This is a genomic window from Streptomyces mashuensis (assembly GCF_014654785.1).
Classification (GTDB): Bacteria; Actinomycetota; Actinomycetes; order Streptomycetales; family Streptomycetaceae; genus Streptomyces; species Streptomyces mashuensis.
This window is the reverse complement of sequence record NZ_BNBD01000001.1, coordinates 779,434-796,257: the sequence shown is the minus strand read 5'-3', so window position 1 is coordinate 796,257 and position 16,824 is coordinate 779,434. Positions and strand designations below refer to the sequence as shown.

16 protein-coding genes and 2 pseudogenes are annotated in these 16,824 nt (G+C 69.5%); 7 read left to right on the top strand and 11 right to left on the bottom strand.

All coding sequences use genetic code 11. The features are described 5' to 3' along the window. Positions 1–10 precede the first annotated feature (10 nt). The gene (locus tag IE305_RS03285) at positions 11–1,225 is read left to right on the top strand and encodes a cytochrome P450 (RefSeq protein WP_190127807.1); all 1,215 of its coding nucleotides are present in this window, start codon (positions 11–13) and stop codon (positions 1,223–1,225) included. Here the strand turns inward: IE305_RS03285 and IE305_RS03280 are convergent. The 7 genes from IE305_RS03280 to IE305_RS03250 all read right to left on the bottom strand — a co-directional run bounded on the left by IE305_RS03280 (position 1,215) and on the right by IE305_RS03250 (position 6,681). Next, the gene (locus tag IE305_RS03280) at positions 1,215–2,210 is read right to left on the bottom strand and encodes a phosphotransferase family protein (protein ID WP_190127806.1); all 996 of its coding nucleotides are present in this window, start codon (positions 2,208–2,210) and stop codon (positions 1,215–1,217) included. The genes IE305_RS03285 and IE305_RS03280 overlap by 11 nt on opposite strands. 188 nt (positions 2,211–2,398) lie before the next feature. Further along, positions 2,399–2,968, bottom strand: coding sequence for a DUF3995 domain-containing protein (locus IE305_RS03275; protein WP_190127805.1), 570 nt, complete (start codon positions 2,966–2,968; stop codon positions 2,399–2,401). 98 nt (positions 2,969–3,066) lie between these two features. Then, positions 3,067–3,411, bottom strand: a complete 345-nt coding sequence (locus IE305_RS03270; protein WP_190127804.1) for a hydrophobin family protein — start codon at positions 3,409–3,411, stop codon at positions 3,067–3,069. A gap of 146 nt (positions 3,412–3,557) precedes the next feature. Next, positions 3,558–4,976, bottom strand: coding sequence for an aldehyde dehydrogenase family protein (locus IE305_RS03265; RefSeq protein WP_190128192.1), 1,419 nt, complete (start codon positions 4,974–4,976; stop codon positions 3,558–3,560). Between the two features lie 73 nt (positions 4,977–5,049). After that, entirely contained in the window at positions 5,050–5,238 is a 189-nt protein-coding gene (locus IE305_RS03260; RefSeq protein ID WP_190127803.1) for a hypothetical protein, read from the bottom strand. Positions 5,239–5,404: 166 nt separating this feature from the next. Next, entirely contained in the window at positions 5,405–5,980 is a 576-nt protein-coding gene (locus IE305_RS03255) for a TetR/AcrR family transcriptional regulator (RefSeq protein WP_190127802.1), read from the bottom strand. A gap of 5 nt (positions 5,981–5,985) precedes the next feature. Further along, positions 5,986–6,681, bottom strand: a complete 696-nt coding sequence (locus IE305_RS03250; RefSeq protein ID WP_190127801.1) for a type 1 glutamine amidotransferase domain-containing protein — start codon at positions 6,679–6,681, stop codon at positions 5,986–5,988. A 190-nt stretch (positions 6,682–6,871) separates the two neighbouring features. On the opposite strand from IE305_RS03250, the gene IE305_RS03245 reads away from it, so the two are divergent. After that, the gene (locus tag IE305_RS03245; protein ID WP_190127800.1) at positions 6,872–7,825 is read left to right on the top strand and encodes a LysR family transcriptional regulator; all 954 of its coding nucleotides are present in this window, start codon (positions 6,872–6,874) and stop codon (positions 7,823–7,825) included. Here IE305_RS03245 and IE305_RS03240 read toward each other — a convergent pair. Then, positions 7,802–7,936 (bottom strand): annotated as a pseudogene (locus tag IE305_RS03240) (FAD-binding protein); the annotation flags it as partial. The gene IE305_RS03245 and the pseudogene IE305_RS03240 overlap by 24 nt on opposite strands. A gap of 56 nt (positions 7,937–7,992) precedes the next feature. Continuing rightward, positions 7,993–8,379: a nuclear transport factor 2 family protein gene (locus IE305_RS03235; RefSeq protein ID WP_190127799.1), complete on the bottom strand. Its 387-nt coding sequence runs from the start codon at positions 8,377–8,379 to the stop codon at positions 7,993–7,995. 93 nt (positions 8,380–8,472) lie between these two features. Here IE305_RS03235 and IE305_RS03230 point away from each other — a divergent pair, with 93 nt between their 5' ends. Beyond that, positions 8,473–9,066 carry a PadR family transcriptional regulator gene (locus tag IE305_RS03230; protein WP_190127798.1) on the top strand — a complete coding sequence of 198 codons (594 nt, stop codon included), beginning with the start codon at positions 8,473–8,475 and terminating at the stop codon, positions 9,064–9,066. Between the two features lie 44 nt (positions 9,067–9,110). Continuing rightward, positions 9,111–9,338: pseudogene (locus IE305_RS03225) on the top strand (SGNH/GDSL hydrolase family protein); the annotation flags it as partial. Positions 9,339–9,459: 121 nt separating this feature from the next. Here IE305_RS03225 and IE305_RS03220 read toward each other — a convergent pair. Together IE305_RS03220 and IE305_RS33915 are read right to left on the bottom strand one after the other, a co-directional pair. Further along, positions 9,460–9,831 carry a NaeI family type II restriction endonuclease gene (locus IE305_RS03220; RefSeq protein WP_190127797.1) on the bottom strand — a complete coding sequence of 124 codons (372 nt, stop codon included), beginning with the start codon at positions 9,829–9,831 and terminating at the stop codon, positions 9,460–9,462. 41 nt (positions 9,832–9,872) lie between these two features. Further along, positions 9,873–10,034: a hypothetical protein gene (locus IE305_RS33915; RefSeq protein ID WP_190127796.1), complete on the bottom strand. Its 162-nt coding sequence runs from the start codon at positions 10,032–10,034 to the stop codon at positions 9,873–9,875. 395 nt (positions 10,035–10,429) lie between these two features. On the opposite strand from IE305_RS33915, the gene IE305_RS03210 reads away from it, so the two are divergent. The 3 genes from IE305_RS03210 to IE305_RS03200 all read left to right on the top strand — a co-directional run bounded on the left by IE305_RS03210 (position 10,430) and on the right by IE305_RS03200 (position 16,484). Further along, on the top strand, positions 10,430–10,582 hold the full coding sequence (locus tag IE305_RS03210; RefSeq protein ID WP_190127795.1) for a hypothetical protein: 153 nt from the start codon (positions 10,430–10,432) through the stop codon (positions 10,580–10,582). Positions 10,583–11,130: 548 nt separating this feature from the next. After that, positions 11,131–14,586 carry a helicase-related protein gene (locus IE305_RS03205; RefSeq protein WP_190127794.1) on the top strand — a complete coding sequence of 1,152 codons (3,456 nt, stop codon included), beginning with the start codon at positions 11,131–11,133 and terminating at the stop codon, positions 14,584–14,586. Further along, on the top strand, positions 14,586–16,484 hold the full coding sequence (locus tag IE305_RS03200) for a DUF8724 domain-containing protein (protein WP_190127793.1): 1,899 nt from the start codon (positions 14,586–14,588) through the stop codon (positions 16,482–16,484). The genes IE305_RS03205 and IE305_RS03200 overlap by 1 nt, the downstream gene beginning before the upstream one ends. Positions 16,485–16,824: the final 340 nt, after the last annotated feature.

Genomic DNA, 16,824 nt, shown 5'->3' with positions numbered 1-16,824 from the left:
CCGTGATCCCGTGACCACACCGCAGGCTTCCCAGGCACCGCAAACGCCGCTCCCCCACTACCCGTTCAGTACCAAGGGCGACCGTCTCGCCCCGGAACTCGGCGAGCTGCGGGGCCGCTGCCCGGTGGCCCGGGTCAGCACCAACTCCGGCGGCGAGGCGTGGCTGGTGACCGGCTACGAACTGGCCCAGCACGTCCTGCGCGAACGGCGGTTCGCACGGTCCGTCCTGGCCGATCCGGAGGGGCCGGCCCAGGACACGCCGATCCTGGCGCCCGAGCTGCTGGACGCCATGAACCACCTCCAGCGGGCGGGGCTGCGCGACGAGGTCCTCAAGGCGCTGGGCCGCAACCAGCCGGAGCTGCCGGCCAGCTGGGTCGCCGAGGTCACGCGGGAGGGCCTGGACGCCATGGTCCGGGAGGGCAGCCCGGGAGACCTCCAGCGCCACTTCGCGGAATGGGTGGCCGCGCAGTGCATGTGCCGGGTGCTGGGGCTGCCCTTCGAGGACCACGCGTGGCTCGCCGTGCGGGCGGACCTCGACCTGACGATGGTGACGCCCACGCAGGAGGAGCTGGCCAAGAACTGGGAAGAGATCCGTGTCTACATGCACGAGTACATGGCGGGCCGCACCCCCGGCCGGCCGCGCGGACTCGTGGACCGCCTCGCGGACCTGAACGAGAGCGGCCGGGGACTGACCGACGAGCAGCTGTCGAACATCGTCTCCGTGCTGTTCGTCAGCGGCTACGAGGACTTCGCGAGCTTCCTGGGCGTGGCGGCGCTCAACCTGCTCCAGCGCCCGGAGGTGATGGACGCCGTACGCGCCCGGCCGGAGACCCTGCCGCAGTGCGTGGAGGAGCTGCTGCGGTACAGCGTGGTGCTGGGCAACGCGATCCCCCGTTTCGTGACGGAGGACATGGAGCTGGGCGGCACGTGTGTACGCGAGGGCGAGATGGTCCTGCTGTCCCTCGACGCGGCCAACTACGACCCGGCGGCCTTCGCCGACCCGGACGCCTTCGACCCGTCCCGCTCCCCCAACCCCCACCTGCGCTTCGGCTACGGCCGCCACCACTGCCCCGGCGCCCACCTGGTCCGCCGCCAGTCGGAGACGGCGTTCCGCGTCCTGCTGGACCACCTCCCGGACCTCCGGCTGGCGGTCCCGGCGGAGGAGGTGCCGTGGCACCCCAACCGCATGGCCATCATGCCGGCGGGGCTGCCGGTCACGTGGTGAGGCCGGCGCCGGGGCGGGCGTAGGCCCGGCCGGCGGCGTCGTCCAGCACTTCTGCGAGCAGCGCCGCACTCTGTACGTACGGCGTCTGTCCGTTGGGCCATGTGATGCCCGTGCGCTCCATGAGGCGTGTGACACGGGACGTGAACAGGGTGAACCGGTAGGCGGCGTACACCTCGTAGAAGGTGAAGTCGCGGAGGGGCCGGCCGAGGAGGGAGGAGTAGGCGGTGACGGTCTCCTCCCGGCTCGGCAGGCCGGCGAGCCGGGGTACGCCGATGCCCTCGCTCAGGTAGCGGTCGGCGAACAGGTACCACGCGAGGTCGCTCTCCGGGGCGCCGAGCGTGGCGAGTTCCCAGTCGAGGAGGGCGACCGGCGTCGCCCCGGAGTAGATGATGTTGCCGATCCGGGCATCACCCCACAGCAGCCGCGGCGGGTCGGGCTCCTCCGGGAGGTGGGCCCGCAACCAGTCGCCGGCGCGCGTGACGACGGGGGCGTCCCGGACGCCGTAGAACGTCACGCGCGCCAGGCATTCGCCGAGTTGGTGACGGATGCCGGCCGGGCCGAGGAAGGACAGGTCGAGCGCACCGCCGGCATCCAGCCGGTGGAGCCGTGCCATCAGCTCCAGCCCGCCGTGCCAGACGCGGGCGCGGTCGGCCGGGCGCAGCTCCGCGAGCCAGCCGGAACGGTGATAGGAAGGGATGTCCCCCGGCACCCGCCCACGGATCCGTTCCATGACGACGAAGGGGCCGCCCAGAAGCTCACCGGATGCTTCGCTCCCGTACATCCTGGCGACGGGTACGTCGGTCCCGGCCAGCAGCTCCTGGAGCCTGAGCTGGCGGTGCCAGGGGGATTCCGGCAGCAGACGGTGGGTGACGGGCGCCACCCGGATCGCCAGCGGCCGGACCACGCGCCGCCCCCGGGGGTTCCTCCAGGTCGCGTCGCACAGCAGCGTCTCCCCGCTGAACCCCGTCTCGACAGGGCTGCTCACGGGCCCGAGGGTGGGGGTCCCGTCGCCCGGAAAACGCTCGACGAGCCACCGGGTGATCGCCTCACGGGTGCGTTGCGGGTCACGGTGCAGCGGTACGGGCACGCCTGCGCCTTCCTGTCGTCCGGGGAGACGGGCCCAGTCACCCCCGCCGGGCGGACCAACGCGTTTGCCGGCTCGCGGTTACGTTCTCACCCGATGCCGGTGGCGGTCGAGGCCACGGACAGAGCCAGCGACCCGAACGCGCCCACCGCTCCGAGGAACCGCAGCGTGCGCCGGTCGCCGGCGCCGTGGCGGACGTACAGCGCGGTCGCCGCGGCGAAGGCCAGACCACCTGCGACGAACCACGGCCCCCACAGGTAGAGGTACCAGCGAGTCAGCCCGGCCAGATCCGGCTCGACAGGGACGGCACCGGCCTCGGCCAGCACACCGTGGACCACGAACAGGCCGCCGTGCCAGGCGAGCAGCACCGCAGCGCCACCCCCGCAGAACACCAGGAGCCGGCTGACCCGCGAGCCCCGCGGCCGCGTCAGACCGATGCCGACCAGCGCCCCGAACAGCTTCAGCACACCGGTCACCACCAGGACGGCGAGGAACCACGGCACTCCGTCGCGAGCGAGCCTCACCAACGACGGCGACACCGTCGACTGCGCACCGAAGGTGCTGCCCGACGCCCAGACAAAACTGGGCACCGCGAACAGGACTCCCCACGCCGCAGCAACCCGCCCGGGCCACTTGCCCAGGTGAGGAGAGATCGACATGATCCGACCCTCCCCCGCCGCGCGCCGACGCACCTCATCCGCACGAACGATCCGCCTCCCCCACGCGGGCTACCTCGCGGCCGGCCCGACGAGCGGGGTCACACGCCCACGTTGCCCGGCCTGCACCCTGTCGCGATGATCCCGTCGAGGTTGTTGCTCGCACAGACGACAGGATGGGCGTTACACCTACCGGCACCGCCCACCGAGCTCATCGGCGTGCACTGGAGGCCGACTTCTCCGACGGTGCGGGAGACGTCGACACCGAGGAGACCGGCAACGTTCTGCGGGGCTGGATTGTTGGCATCGACGACCTGGTCACAGCACAGCAAGGTGTCGGCGGCGTACGCCGGAGTGCTGGTGGTGAGGGTGGTGACGGTCGCGGACGCTGCGAGGGCCAGGACGCTCACCGCAGCGAAGGCACGGGCCCGGAAGATCCGAATCACGACTTCCCCCTTTTCCGTCGGACACGCAAAGTCCCCACAGCGGCACCAGCCTTCCCCCACGCCCAGCAGCCACGCGCCACCTCACCCCGACGAGGGACACCTCGATGGCTTGCGCGAACCGCAGGCCGGACATCACGGCAATGGGGTCAGTTCAGTGGTACGTCGAGCCGGGCGCGGCGGTGGCTGAATGTGGCGATGGAGTAGGGGCCGTGGTAGCTGCCGAGGCCGGACTCGCCGACGCCGCCGAAGGGCAGGTCGGGGACGCGGAGGTGGGCCATGGGCAGGCCGAATCCGAGGCCTCCGGACGATGTCTCGGCGGCGAGGCGGGCGCGCGTGGTCTCGTTCTCGGTGAAGCCGTACAGGGCCAGGGGCTTGTCGCGGTCGTTGATGAAGGCGATGGCTTCGTCCAGGCCGGCGACCTCGACGATCGGCAGGACGGGACCGAAGATCTCTTCCTGCATGACCGGGTCCTCGGCCTGCACCCCGGTCAGGACGGTGGGTGCGATGTAGACGTCGTCGCGGTCGGTCCGGCCGCCGAAGGCGAGGGTGCCGGAGTCGAGCAGGGCGGCGATCCGGTCGAAGTGGCGCTGGTTGACGATGCGGCCGTAGGCGTCCGACGTCTGCGGGTCGCTGCCGAAGAGGCGCTCGACGGCCTCGGCCAGTGCGGATGCGAGGCGCTGGGCGGTGGCCGGGTCGGTCAGGACGTAGTCGGGGGCGACGCACGTCTGGCCCGCGTTGCGGAACTTGGCATCGGCGAGGCGTGCCGCGACGGTGTCGATGTCGGTGTCGCGGTCGACGAACACCGGGGACTTGCCACCCAGTTCGAGCGTGACGGGCGTGAGGTGCTCGGCGGCCGCGCGCATCACGATGCGGCCGACGGTGCCGTTGCCCGTGTAGAAGATGTGGTCGAAGCGCTGGGCGAGGAGCTCGGTGGTCTCGGGCACGGCGCCCTCGACGACGGCGACCGCTTCCGGGTCGAGGTACTGCGGTACGAGGCGGGCCATCAGCGTCGAGGTTGCCGGTGCGAGTTCGCTCGGCTTGAGGATCACGGTGTTGCCGGAGGCGAGCGCCCCGGCGACGGGGACGAGCGACAGCTGGACCGGGTAGTTCCACGGCGCGATGACGAGCACGGTGCCCAGCGGTTCGTAGTGCGTTGCGGCGGTCGTGCCCTCCGGCAGCCCGGTCAGGGACTCGGAGCCGAGCGGTTCGGGGGCGAGCCACTCCTCCAGGTGGGCGAGGGTGTGGTCGATCTCGCGGATGGGGAAGTCGACCTCGGCGGCGTACGCCTCGCGGCGCGGCTTGCGGAGATCGGCGTGGAGGGCGTCGGCGATGGCGTCCCGGTTCTCGGTGAACAGGGCGCGCAGCGCGATCAGTTGAGCGCGGCGCCAGGCGAGGGGCTTGGTCCTGCCGGAGCGGAACGTGGCCCGCAGCGACGCGACGAGGGCTTCGATGTCAGACATTGCGGTGGTACTCCTGTTGCTGCTCAGCAGGCGCTGACCAGCAGGTCGGCGCTGTGGTTGACCTGGCTGCCGGGCTCGGCGTACCGGTCGGCGGCCTGGCGCCAGGCGAGAAAGTGGGGGTGGAGCCGGTTTGAGGCGGCGCGGTCGACACCGGCCGGCTTTCAGGGGCCCGGCGGGCTCAGCCCCGCGGGAGGCGGACGAGCATCTTTCCGGTGTTGGCGCCGCGCATCATGGCCTGGAAGGCCTCGAAGGCGTTCTCTATGCCGTCGACAACCGTCTCATCGGCGACGAGGGAACCGTCCGCGAGCCAGCCGCCCACCTTCTGGGCGAAGTCCGGCACGAGGTGGAAGTGGTCGCTGACGTTCATGCCGCGCAGGTTGAGCCGGGGCCCGGTTCGGGCACGGTGGCCGTCTCGAGCGCGACATCGGAGGTCGTGGGCTCGCCGACGGGGCGGGCGACGAGGTGCCATTCACGGCTGGAAAAAGGCATGACGATCCTGAGGGGAGGTGCCGGGTGGGAGGCGGACGGGAAGGTCAGCTGCCCGCGGTCACGGTGGGGGCGGGTACGCCGAGGAGGCCGGCCGCAAGGGCATCGGACGCCAGTGGCAGCAAGTGCCGCGCGGCTGCCGCGCCCTCCAGGCCGATGACGAGAGCGATGCAGATGTCTGCGGCCTCGGCGGGTTCGACCCCTTCGGCAGTGCCCGCCTCGGCGAAGAGACCGGTGAGCAGGCGGCGCAGCTCGGCGGTGAAGGCGGAGCAGATCCCGCCGAAGAGGCGTGCCTTGTCGTCGAGGAGTTCGGCCATGTGCGGGGAGTCGCCGTGCAGCTCGAGGACGAGTTCGAGCTTGGCTGCGAGGATGCCCTGGATGCGGGCGGCGTACGGGAGGGTGGTGTCGGCCGCTGCCCGGCGGGCCCGCGCGAGCGCCTGCTCGTGCAGCCGCCCGGCGAGCCGCCGGAAGGCGTCGTCCTTGTTGCGGACGTACTGGTAGACCGCGGACCGGGAGACGCCCATGGTGGCCGCGATGTCGTCCATCGTGGTGCGCCGCACGCCGTACCGGGTCAGGCAGTCGTACGTCGCGTCGAGGACCTCGTCGAGCCGGCCGGTGCCCATGGTGCTCAGGCCAGCTTCTTGAGCAGCTCGGCGGCGAGCGGGGCGGAGGAGGCCGGGTTCTGGCCGGTGACCAGATTGCGGTCGACGACCACGTTCGGCGCCCACGGCTCGCCGGCCTTCACGTTCACGCCGGCCTCGGTGAGGCGGTCCTGGAGCAGCCACTTCGCCTTGTCGGCGAAGCCGCCCTGGGTCTCCTCCTCGTTGGTGAACGCGGCCACGTCGTAGCCCTGGAAGGAGTTCGTGCCGTCGGCCTTCGTGGCGGCGAGCAGCGCGGCCGGGCCGTGGCAGACGACACCGAGCGGCTTGCCGGACTCCAGCGCAAGGGTCAGCACCTCGCCGGAGGTGGCGTCGACGGCCAGGTCCTCCATGGGGCCGTGACCACCGGGGTAGAAGACGGCGGCATAGTCGTCGAGGTGCACGTCCGCCAGGCGGATCGGGGACTGCAGTTCGGTGAACGAGGCGAGGGCGGCCGTGATCTTGGCGGCGCCTTCCTCGCCGCCGTTCATGGCGGGCGCCAGGCTGCCCTTGTCGACGGTGGGCACGACGCCGCCGGGGGTGGCGACGACGATCTCGTGGCCGGCCGCCTTGAAAGCCTCGTACGGGGCGACCGCCTCCTCGGCCCAGAAGCCGGTGGGGTGCTTCGTACCGTCGGCCAGGGTCCAGTGGTCGGCGCCGGTGAGGACAAAGAGGATCTTCGACATGAGGGGGTTCTCCGAGGGTGCGGGTCCCGTACGGGGCGATACAGGCCGTACAGGATCGGGAACGTTATGTCGCCGCCTCTCCGGCGTTTCCGGAGCTCTGACACTTTGTGCTCAGTGCGTCAGTGCGTCAGTGCGGCGATGTCGTCGAAGGTAGAACCCTCATCCATCGAAATCCAATAGGCTCTTACATGTGAGAGATAGGGATTTCAATGGGAGGCCGGGAATACTGCCGGCCCACGGCGGCGGCCTTCTCGATCTGAATCTGCTGCGGACGTTCCTCGCGGTGTACCGGGCCGGCGCCTTCACCGCGGGCGCCCGGACGCTGGGCCTGTCCCAGCCGACGGTGACGACACAGATCCGCTCTCTGGAGAGCCGGCTGGGACGGGAGCTGTTCGAGCGGCTGTCACGCGGTGTCGTGCCGACGCCGTTCGCGGACGAGCTGGCCGCGCGCGTCATGGAGCCGCTGGACGCCCTCGGCCCCGTCAGCGGCGCCGGCACACTTTTCGGCGGGGGTGACGCGGAGCCTGTGCACCTGGCTGGGCCTGCCGAGTACCTCACGCACTGCGTGATGCCGACGCTCGCCCCGCTCGTCGGCAAGGGCGTGCGCTTGCGCATCACATTCGGCCTCACCGACGACCTGCTGGACGCGCTGCGCGCGGGCCGGCACGACCTGGTGGTGGCCACCTTGCGCCCACGCGGCCGCACGCTCGCCTCCGTGCCGCTGGGCGACGAGGAGTTCGTCCTGGTCGCCGCCCCCGCATGGGCCGAACGGATCGGCTCAGGCCTGGCAACCGAGGGCCCCGCCGTGCTGCACGGGGTGCCCCTCGTCTCGTACGCCGAGGATGTGCCGATCGTCCGCCGCTACTGGCGCCACGTGTTCGGCAGGCGCTTGACCTGCAGTCCGACCGTCACCGTGCCCGACCTGAGGGCGGTCAAAGAGGCTGTCGTCGGCGGCGCCGGGTTCAGCGTGCTGCCGCGCTACTTGTGCGCCGACGAGCTGCTCTCAGGTGCTCTGGTGCTCCTGAACGAGCCGGACGACCCACCGATCAACACCGGCTTCCTGGTCCAGCGCCCCGGCGCGTCGATGAACCCGCATGTCACGCTGGTGCGCGACCACCTCCTGCGCTCCGTCCACGAGGCGTGACGGCGGCAGGGCAACGAGGTGGCGCAGCCCGGCGCGCTGGAGGGTGGCGGCGGCCGTGAGGCCGGCGGTGCCGGCCCCGATGACGACGGCGTCGACGTCGACGTCGCTCACGCCTCGGCCGCATCTCGGCTCCCCGAAGCGTCCGAAGCCTGTGTGGCCTGCGTGGCCTACATGGCCTCGCGGGCGATCCGTTCGAACTGTGCCCCCATGGCCTCGGCGAGTGCCTGGGCGGCGGACAGCGGGCGGACCATGACGGTGAAGTCGTCGATCTTCCCCTCCTCGTCGAAGTGGAGGAAGTCGCAGCCGTGGATCTGCTTGCCGTCGACGGTCGCGGTGAAGACGAAGGCGTGGTCGCGGCCGTCCGGGTTCGCGATCTCCCGCACGTAGGTGAAGTCCTCGAAGATCCGCATCACCCCGCGCAGGATCGCCGCGGTGATCGCCTTGCCCGGGTACGGCTTGAAGGCGACGGGGCTGGTGAAGACGACGTTCTCGGCGAGGAGGGCTTCGATGGCGGCCTCGTCACGGTTCTCGACGGCCTGGCGGAACGGATGCACGGCATCACCTCTAGTCAATAAATTGATTAGGCACCGCGGAGGCTACTTGATAGTCATATCCATGACTAGTCAACGAGGCGATATTCTGCCCTCATGGCATTGCGCAACGCGGTGATGGCCGCCCTCCTCGAAGGCGAGGCGTCCGGCTACGACCTGGCCAAGGGCTTCGACGCCTCCGTCGCAAACTTCTGGATGGCCGCCCCTCAGCAGCTCTACCGGGAGCTCGAACGCATGGAGAGCGAGGGGCTCATCTCCGCCCGAGTCGTCCAACAGGAGCGCCGGCCGAACAAGCGGCTCTTCTCGCTCACCGAAGCCGGGGTGGAGGCCGTGCGCGCCTACGTCGCCGAACCACCCGGCAAGCCGACGGCGATCCGCGACGAGCTGCTGGTCAAGGTGCAGTGCGCAGACGTGGGCGACGTCGAGGCCGTACGAGCGGCGATCACCGAGCGCATGGAGTGGGCGGCGGCCAAACTCGCCCGCTACGAACGACTGAAGGAACGCCTCCTGAAGGGGCGCACCGAGGACGAGTACTGCGCACAGGCCGAACGCATCGGGCCGTACCTGACCCTGCTGCGCGGCATGGCCTTCGAGAAGGAGAACATCCAGTGGGGCGAGACCGCGCTCCGCATCCTCGAACGACGCGCGGCAGAGACACGTGACGGGGAACCCGCCGCATCAGGGACGTGATGCTTCGGGCCCCCCCGCCCACTCACCGAAACAGAGGCCCTGCCATGCCCGGCACGCAGTTTCCCTTCTCGCGGTACGTGGCCCTCGGCGACGGCGACGACGTGACAGGGCTACGCGGCTGGGCCGACCGCCTCGCCGAACACATGGCCCGCCACAACTCCGGTCTGGTGTAGGCCAATCTCGCCGTCCGAGGCCGCCTCGCCGGGCAGGTCCACGCCGGACAACTCGCCCCCGCGCTCGCCCTGCGACCGGACCTCGCGACGGTGGTGGCCGACGCCATCGCCCATGCCCTCGCGACCGGTCCCAGCACTGCGACCGCCCTGCGACCACAAGCCGTCCCCAGGGCTCTTCCCCCGTTACTCACTCTGCCGCGCTCAGGGCCTTGTCAGCCAATCACAACGTACCGCCACCGCCTGCCGCGCGGCGACCGGCGATGGGGGCTCTTGTCGCAGCACCACCGCAGGCCCCCCGTAGCGGGCCACTCCGGGGGAAGGGCGCCGCATCCCGCTGCCTCTCGACCGTGGCGAGGACCGGAGGGGTCACCGGCTGACGCTGCGCCAGGCGGAACAGTTCGTTCACCCGCCCCTGGCAGCTTGCCTGGGCAAGAATCGCCTGCAGATCGGAGGCAGGAAGTCGGTTCAGGACGTTCGCCGGCAGGCGGCTGTCCTTGTGGATCCATTCAATCGCCTCGTGTCCTGCACGGCTCAGATTCCGCTTGCCGTCCTTGTTGACGCCGTCGACCAGCAGCTCCTCGGTCGCCCTCACCACCCCGAGGCTTCACAGCCACCTCCGGTGGTCCAAGCGGATCAGCATGCACACAGGCCCTGCGCTTCCCTCGACACGATCCAGGTCGAACCGGACGTCACCTTGAGTTCCATATCAACCCCGGCGATCCGGAGGCCGAGCCCTCCGCTGGTGTCGAACCGGAAATCGCGCCGCATCAGGTTCGCGACGGGCTGCCCCGCCATCGCCTTCTCCGACTTGGTGAACTTTCCCAGCGGAACCGTCCGGTGAGCTCCCCGTCGAGCAGCCTCTCCATGGCCGGCTCCAGCGCGGCCGTCATTCGACGTCCCGATACGTCTAGACCAAGCAGCTCCTGCCTCACCATCGCCGCTTCGTCCACACCGGGTGTGACGCCGGGGATCGACTCCGTCCCCTGCCACTGTTCCGCCTTCGTGTCAGGAGACGGGTGCGTACCGGTTGCGGCAAACTTCCGCTCCAAGGCGGTGATCTGCTGCATCGCCTCCTCGACGGTCCTCAGCGTCCAGCAACCCTCGCCGCAGTTCGGTGATCTCCACTACCCGGGCTGCAGTCGGGGGTCGCAGTCCGACTCCGTCACGTACGTCACCAGAGGAGAGTCACCATGCCCCAGCACACCCCCAGCCGTCGCTCCGTGTACGACCTGGTGGCTCTAGTGACTGTGCTGGCGACGGGCGTGGCCCTCGTGGCGCTCGGTGTCGCACCCGAGGCGCTTGCTGCGGCGACCATCGCGCTGGCGCCCCTCTACTCCGCATGACGCGCAGGACCAGGTGGCCGAGATACGGAACGGGAGCCCGACCTGACGACACACGACGACCGGGACCGGGAGGCCGAAGCGGTAAGGCGAGAGCGGGGCCACTCGCAGTCCGCCCTTGCGACAGAGGTCGGCACCCCCGTCCATGGCCCAAGGGGACGGGGACACCGATCCGCTCCGAGCAGGAGCTCATCGGCGCGTTCGATCGATCCAGACAAGAGATCGAATCGTTCGAGACAGAGTTGACCAATTCGGATTAGCATCTTGTAACTTCACTCCATCTGAGCCCATGCTGCTCAGGTTCGGAGAAGCAGAAGATGTCCGGCCCTGGCGTCGTGCCATGGCGGCTTCTGACTCGCGGACCTTGGAGTTCCCGTGGACATCCCTGTCCTGCGGGCCGGTTCGGCATGTTCACCACCCCCGGCACGCACATCGGAGCCGATTCGGCTCCCCCGTCGCCAGTTCCCGAGCGACGGCACCTGCCTCGTCAGGTCCTCTTACGGCCTCTCCCCCATTCCGGCGGCACACGCCCAGCCTCTTGGGGAGACGCCGTGACCACTCCCCCGTTCGAGCCGAGTGTCGCCCAGCAGACAGCGCTCGTCGAGCACCTCGTGAGCGCGGTGGTCAGCGACGCGACGGGAGAGGCCCAAGGCGATGTATGCCTGGGCGAACCTCCCAGTGCCCGCTACTTCATGGAAAGCCTCGGCCCCCACACCGTCGAGCCAGGCGGCGCCGCTCCACGATACGGACGGACCACTCCGGACAGCCTCGGATTCGAGTTTGAAGCCGAGAACGCCAGCTCCGTCATTGTCAAGGCCAAAGCCTCGTTCTACTACTCTGCGCTGCCGACCCGCGTCCAGCAGCTGGAGTGGGCCGGCGAACGCGAGGAGCCGTACCGGCTGGCTCCGTTGTTCAAGCGACTTGGTGTGACGGTCGGGCCGGTGGAGATCGTCTTGGGGCACGAGGCCGCTCTGCGGCCGACCCTGGAAGCCGAGTTCCGGCGCGCTTTCGCGAAGGCCGTCGAGCTGGCTCTCCGTGACCCGCGGATCGACCGTCGTGTCGGGAGCGACCGCCGAGAGCGCCTGGTCCCTCCTGCCGCGATGAAGGACGACGATGCCTTCGAGCAGTGGCTGGCCCGGGAGGTGGGCGGGGACCCCGTGGTGCCGTCCCCCGCCGCGCACGTCGTCGTCACGTCAAGGCCGGTCGGCTCCGGTCGGCTCCGAGTGACGGCGACGCTCCAGAACCTCGCCAAGGACCCCGTCGTGACCGTCCAGGGTCGTGGTAGCAACGCCGGCCGTACGCGCCGTGACGAGGCCAGGGACAACGCCCTGTTCCGCGCGGGCCTGGAAGTCGAGGGCGACCGTCTGCTGCCGATCACGATGGACCTTGGTGCCGACGCCTATCGCTACTCCGGGGAGCTCGGGGCGTACGCGAACAACTGCGGTGTCGAGCCGCAGTGGCACGACGGGCGACTCGTGGCTGTGCGAAGTGTGCCTGTTCCACAGCACGACACCCACCGCGCCGTGGCCCGGACAGACGAGCGATGGGGATACGCAGCGCTCGCGGCCGACCCGCTTACGGTTCTCGACGACCTCGCCGACGAGATGGAGGCGTACCTGGACTCGCCGGCCTGGAGCACAGCGGATCTCCAGGACAGGCCCGGACTGGCCGATCGGAAGGAGGCCGACCGATGGGCCGCAGCGCTCGAGGTCTCACGGTTCCGCGACGGCATCGCGTGGTTGCGTCGGGACAGGCGCCTGCTGGTGGCCTTCCAGCTCGCGAATGAGTCCATGACGGAGCTCAACCAGCGTCGGAAGCGGCCGAGTCGGGGATGGCGGCTGTTCCAGCTCGTGGCCATCGTCAGCCAGCTTGGCGCCCTGGCCTGGCGGGAACACCCGCAGCACCTCTTCTCCCCCGGGCTCTGGGGCGACGACCAAGGCGTGGATCCGACAGAGGCGGCCACCGTCGTCTGGTATCCGACCGGAGGCGGCAAGACCGAGGCGTACCTCGGGCTGGTGCTGGTGTGCATGTTCTACGACCGCGCCAGGGGCAAAACGGTCGGGGTCTCTGCCTGGTGCCGTTTCCCCCTCAGGTTGCTCACCCTGCAGCAGACACAGCGACAACTCGACGTCGTCGCTGCCGCGGACATCGTCCGGGAACGGAACGCCGACAGGCTCAAGGAGGTCGGCGGTGACCCCGGGTGGCCGTTCTTCATCGGGTTCTACGCCGGCGGCGGCAACACGCCGAACTCCCTGACCGCCGACCGCACGCTCGACCGCCTCCGGTCGAGCGAGGCGGAGCGGCACGCGTTCCGACTGGTGCACGACTGCCCCTACTGCGGTGAGCGGTCGGTGCACATCCCGCCGCCCGACCCTCAGCGCCTCAGGTTGGAACACGTCTGCGGCAACGAACGGTGCGGCAAGGTCCTCCCGATCGTCGTGGTGGACACGGAGATCTACCGCTACCTCCCCACCGTCGTGGTCGGCACGCTGGACAAGCTCGCGAACATCGGACTGTCGGACCGGTTCGGCGCGCTCTTCGGGGACGTCGACTGCTGGTGCACCCTCCACGGGTTCGGTCGGGGCGGCAAGTGCCACGAGCGTCATGCCCCAGGCCATCCGAAATCGCCTCCCAAGCCCTTGGGGGCTCCCCTCTACGACCCCTCCCCGTCGTTGGAGATCATCGACGAACTCCACATGGTCAACGAGGAACTCGGTGCGTTCTCGGGGCACTACGAGGGGCTCTTGGCGGAGGTCCAGCGCACACTGACAGCCCGGCAGCGCCCCGACGGACGGGGCGTCCGGATGAAGGTGGTCGCGACCACCGCGACCATCCGTGGCGAGGACCGCCAGAGCGAGCACCTCTTCGGCCTGCGGTCGGTGGTGGTTCCTCTTCCCGGCCCCAACCTCGACGAGAGCTTCTACTGGCGTCTCGACCGGGGTCTTCCCCTGCGCCGTTTTGTCGGGGTCATGCCGACACGAGGTACGGCGGAGATGACGCTGGTCAGGATCCTGACGTCCGCACACCGGGCTCTGTGGAAGCTCGACCAGCGCCGGGATCTTCCCCCGGCTCTCGAAGCCTGGCCGGAGGAGGAGCTCCGCGCAGTCGTAGACCTGTACCGTACGAGTCTCACGTATGCGACGACCCTCGTGGACTTCGGTCGTATCCGGCGCTCGCTGGACACCCAGGTCAACGAGGCCCTGCGCAGGGAGGGGTTCCCTGATCTCCGCGTGGCCGAGCTGAAAGGCGAGACGCGCCTGGACGAGGTGCGTGGCGTCCTAGACGACCTGGGTAGCACCAACGGCAACACGGGCATGGTCGTCGCGACGAGCATGGTCAGCCACGGGGTCGACGTGGACCGGTTGAACCTCATGCTGTTCAACGGGATGCCCAGGTCCATGGCCGAGTACATCCAGGCGTCGTCGCGGGTCGGCCGTGCGTACCACGGCCTCGTGTTCATGCTCTTCAACCCGGTGCGGGAGCGGGACCGGTCGCACTACCGGTACCACGGCAAGTTCCACGAGTACCTCGACCGGATGGTCGAGCCGGTGGCCATCAACCGCTGGAGCCGGTTCGCCGTCCGCAGGACCCTCCCCGGGATACTGATGGGCCATCTCCTCCAGGTCGCCAACCGGGACTGGTGGCGGGCGGGTAACGCGCCGGGGCACCTGCACGACCTCTCGAAGATGCAGGCCGCGCTCCGTGATCCTTCGTTCGGAGGGCTCGAGGGTGTACAGCTCACCGCACTGTTGGAAGCACTTCACACTGTCTTCCAGTCGGATCGCCCGGAGGGCCAGGAGCTCCACAGTGACCTCGAGGACATGGTGGAGCATGCACTGGCCAGCCTCCGCTCCGCCGGGGCCTCTGCCGGCCTCTCCGGTGGCAACAACCGCGGATACCGCGCCACAGGCGACTACCTGGGCCTCGAATACCGGCCCATGACGAGTCTCCGAGATGTCTCCGAGGGCATCCCGTTCCACATCGTGTCCGACGGCAGGAGGCCGTGATGGCGTTCAACCCGAGGAACGACGACATGGCCCGCGACCGAGGCCAGGTCCTCTACCGGTACCGCCCAGGTCAGACCTTCGACCACCGCGGCGGCTACACCGCCCAGGTGGTGCAGTTCGGACGGGACGAGGAGTTCGACGGCCCCTCACTCGACCGCGTGCACCTGGTCCAGGAGGCCATGCGGTTCGTACGCAGGTGGCGGGCCGCCGGCCGCGCGTTCGCCGCTGGCTCCGACCGCGCACCCGAGTTTCCCGGAGACGAGGACCGTCTCGCCGATCGCCACTACGAGGTCGTGGTCCCCGGCAAGGTCTTCTGCCGTATCTGGCCTCGGGTGGTGCGCTGTGCCGGCGGCAGGTGCGGACACGTCTGGTCGGCCAGTGACCCCCGGCCGGGAACGAACGACTGGCCGCCGGCCTGTCCCGCGTGCGGCAACGCCGTCGGCAACCGGCAGCTCCAGTTCGTGTTCGCGCACAGGTGCGGCGAGATGTCGCCCATGTTCCCGCCGAGCAAGTGCCCGAGGGGACACACCCGGTTCAGGCTGGACGACCGTGCGAGTCGGTTCCGCGACTTCCGGTGGGAGTGCATGACATGCGGGTTCCCGCTGGGTGTGCAGTGGAGCTGCAGCAACTCCTCGTGCAGCTACCCGGACAAGTTCATGCATCCCCTGCTCCACACGGCGGGAACGGCGCATGTCGGCCAAGGCCTGACGCTCGTGAACGTGACGACGACCGAAGAGGCCACCCGTCAGAGCAATCCCCTCTACACGGCTGCCGTGCTCGGCTGGTGGCTCGGTGAGATCACCGAGGAGGAGTTCCGGCGACTCACGGACGGACACACGGTGGACGTCCCCGAGGAGGTCGTCGAGAGCATCCGTGTGATGGAGGAGGCCGGTCTGCACGACCAGGCGCGTGTGCTGCGGGCGCGCTTCATGCCCGTCGAGGTGGACCATCTGAGGGAGCGGGTGGGTAAGGCTCTCGGGCTCGACACCGAAAGCGACGACGCCCGCGGGCTCGCAGCCGAGCTGCACACCTACCGTCGGGTCCTCAACCTGGAGCGCCTAGGCGTCCCCCGCCTCCAGCGGGAGGCACGCAACGCCGAGCGCCGCGCCCTGTACGAGCGCTACCCCGAGGTCCTTGCGGCTGCCGGCCTCGGCCGGGACACCTGTCTGGTGAGCGATCTCCCGATCACCTACCTCGCGATCGGCTACAGCCGGACGGGGTTCAGCCCCGAGGAGGCGGACCTCGTGCCCTACCGGGGGCGCGCCTCACGGGGCACCCCTGAGAAGACCCTGCTCTACGCACATCCCACACAGGCGGAGGCACTCCTCTTCCCGGTGGACAGGGAACGGGTGAGCCGGTGGTTGGTCCGCAACGAGCTCGTGAGTCGACGCGCCCTCGATGACGCCGGCGGCGTCACCCAGTGGCTGGTACACCAGCTCGGTCCGAGCGACGGCAAGGCCCTTTCCCACGAGACCCGCCCGGCACCAGGGCATCCCGATCTACCCGTCCACGAGCTTTTCGGTCTGCTCCACTCCCTGTCGCATCAGCTCCTGCGGGCGCTCGCAGTCGACAGTGGCTACAGCGAGACCAGCCTCTCCGAATACCTGTTCCCGTACGACTTGGCCTTCGCCATCTATCCCAACGGCGGAAGCGAGTTCAGCCTCGGAGCCATGCGGACCGTACTCGAGCAGAACCTCGACGCGGTCGTGAGCCGGGCCGTCGACAACGACTCCTGTCTGTACGACCCCAACTGCATGATCACGAACGAGGGTGCGGACCACGGCTGCCTCCAGCTCCCCGAGACGGCTTGTCAGTCCTGGAACCGGAATCTCTCCCGCTGGCACCTGTTCGGTTCCCCGGACGGCTCGAAAGTCGGGTACTGGGACCCCACCTTGTGAATGCCCGGTGGGGAGGGCCCACGCTCTGCCCTCCCCATCACCGGCCCCGCCAGGCGTCGCAGGGCCCGTCAAACACCGATCGTCCACAAGTGGAGCCTGCGTGAATGCGTGGCTGGAACTCCGGACCGGAGCGGATCTACGGCTTTCTCCGGACGGCGACGAGACTCCACCGGAGCGGGGCCTATCGGATTCTGATGACCAGGGGAAGCTTCCGGATGCGCCACCACTGGAACGCATCAGCCAAGGTAGCCGACATGTTCCTCGAACACGACGCACGTCCCACACGGCTGCTGAAGCTGTCGGAGACGGAGCGCCGATGGATCTCCACTCGCCTGTCGAC

Bases quoted from the DNA above. Each gene is read 5' to 3' on its own strand.
- IE305_RS03275 (WP_190127805.1), bottom strand. From the start codon at position 2,968: ATGTCGATCTCTCCTCACCTGGGCAAGTGGCCCGGGCGGGTTGCTGCG.
- IE305_RS03260 (WP_190127803.1), bottom strand. From the start codon at position 5,238: ATGAACGTCAGCGACCACTTCCACCTCGTGCCGGACTTCGCCCAGAAG.
- IE305_RS03255 (WP_190127802.1), bottom strand. From the start codon at position 5,980: ATGGGCACCGGCCGGCTCGACGAGGTCCTCGACGCGACGTACGACTGC.
- IE305_RS03250 (WP_190127801.1), bottom strand. From the start codon at position 6,681: ATGTCGAAGATCCTCTTTGTCCTCACCGGCGCCGACCACTGGACCCTG.
- IE305_RS03230 (WP_190127798.1), top strand. From the start codon at position 8,473: ATGGCATTGCGCAACGCGGTGATGGCCGCCCTCCTCGAAGGCGAGGCG.
- IE305_RS33915 (WP_190127796.1), bottom strand. From the start codon at position 10,034: ATGGCGGGGCAGCCCGTCGCGAACCTGATGCGGCGCGATTTCCGGTTC.
- IE305_RS03210 (WP_190127795.1), top strand. From the start codon at position 10,430: ATGCCCCAGCACACCCCCAGCCGTCGCTCCGTGTACGACCTGGTGGCT.
- IE305_RS03200 (WP_190127793.1), top strand. From the start codon at position 14,586: ATGGCGTTCAACCCGAGGAACGACGACATGGCCCGCGACCGAGGCCAG.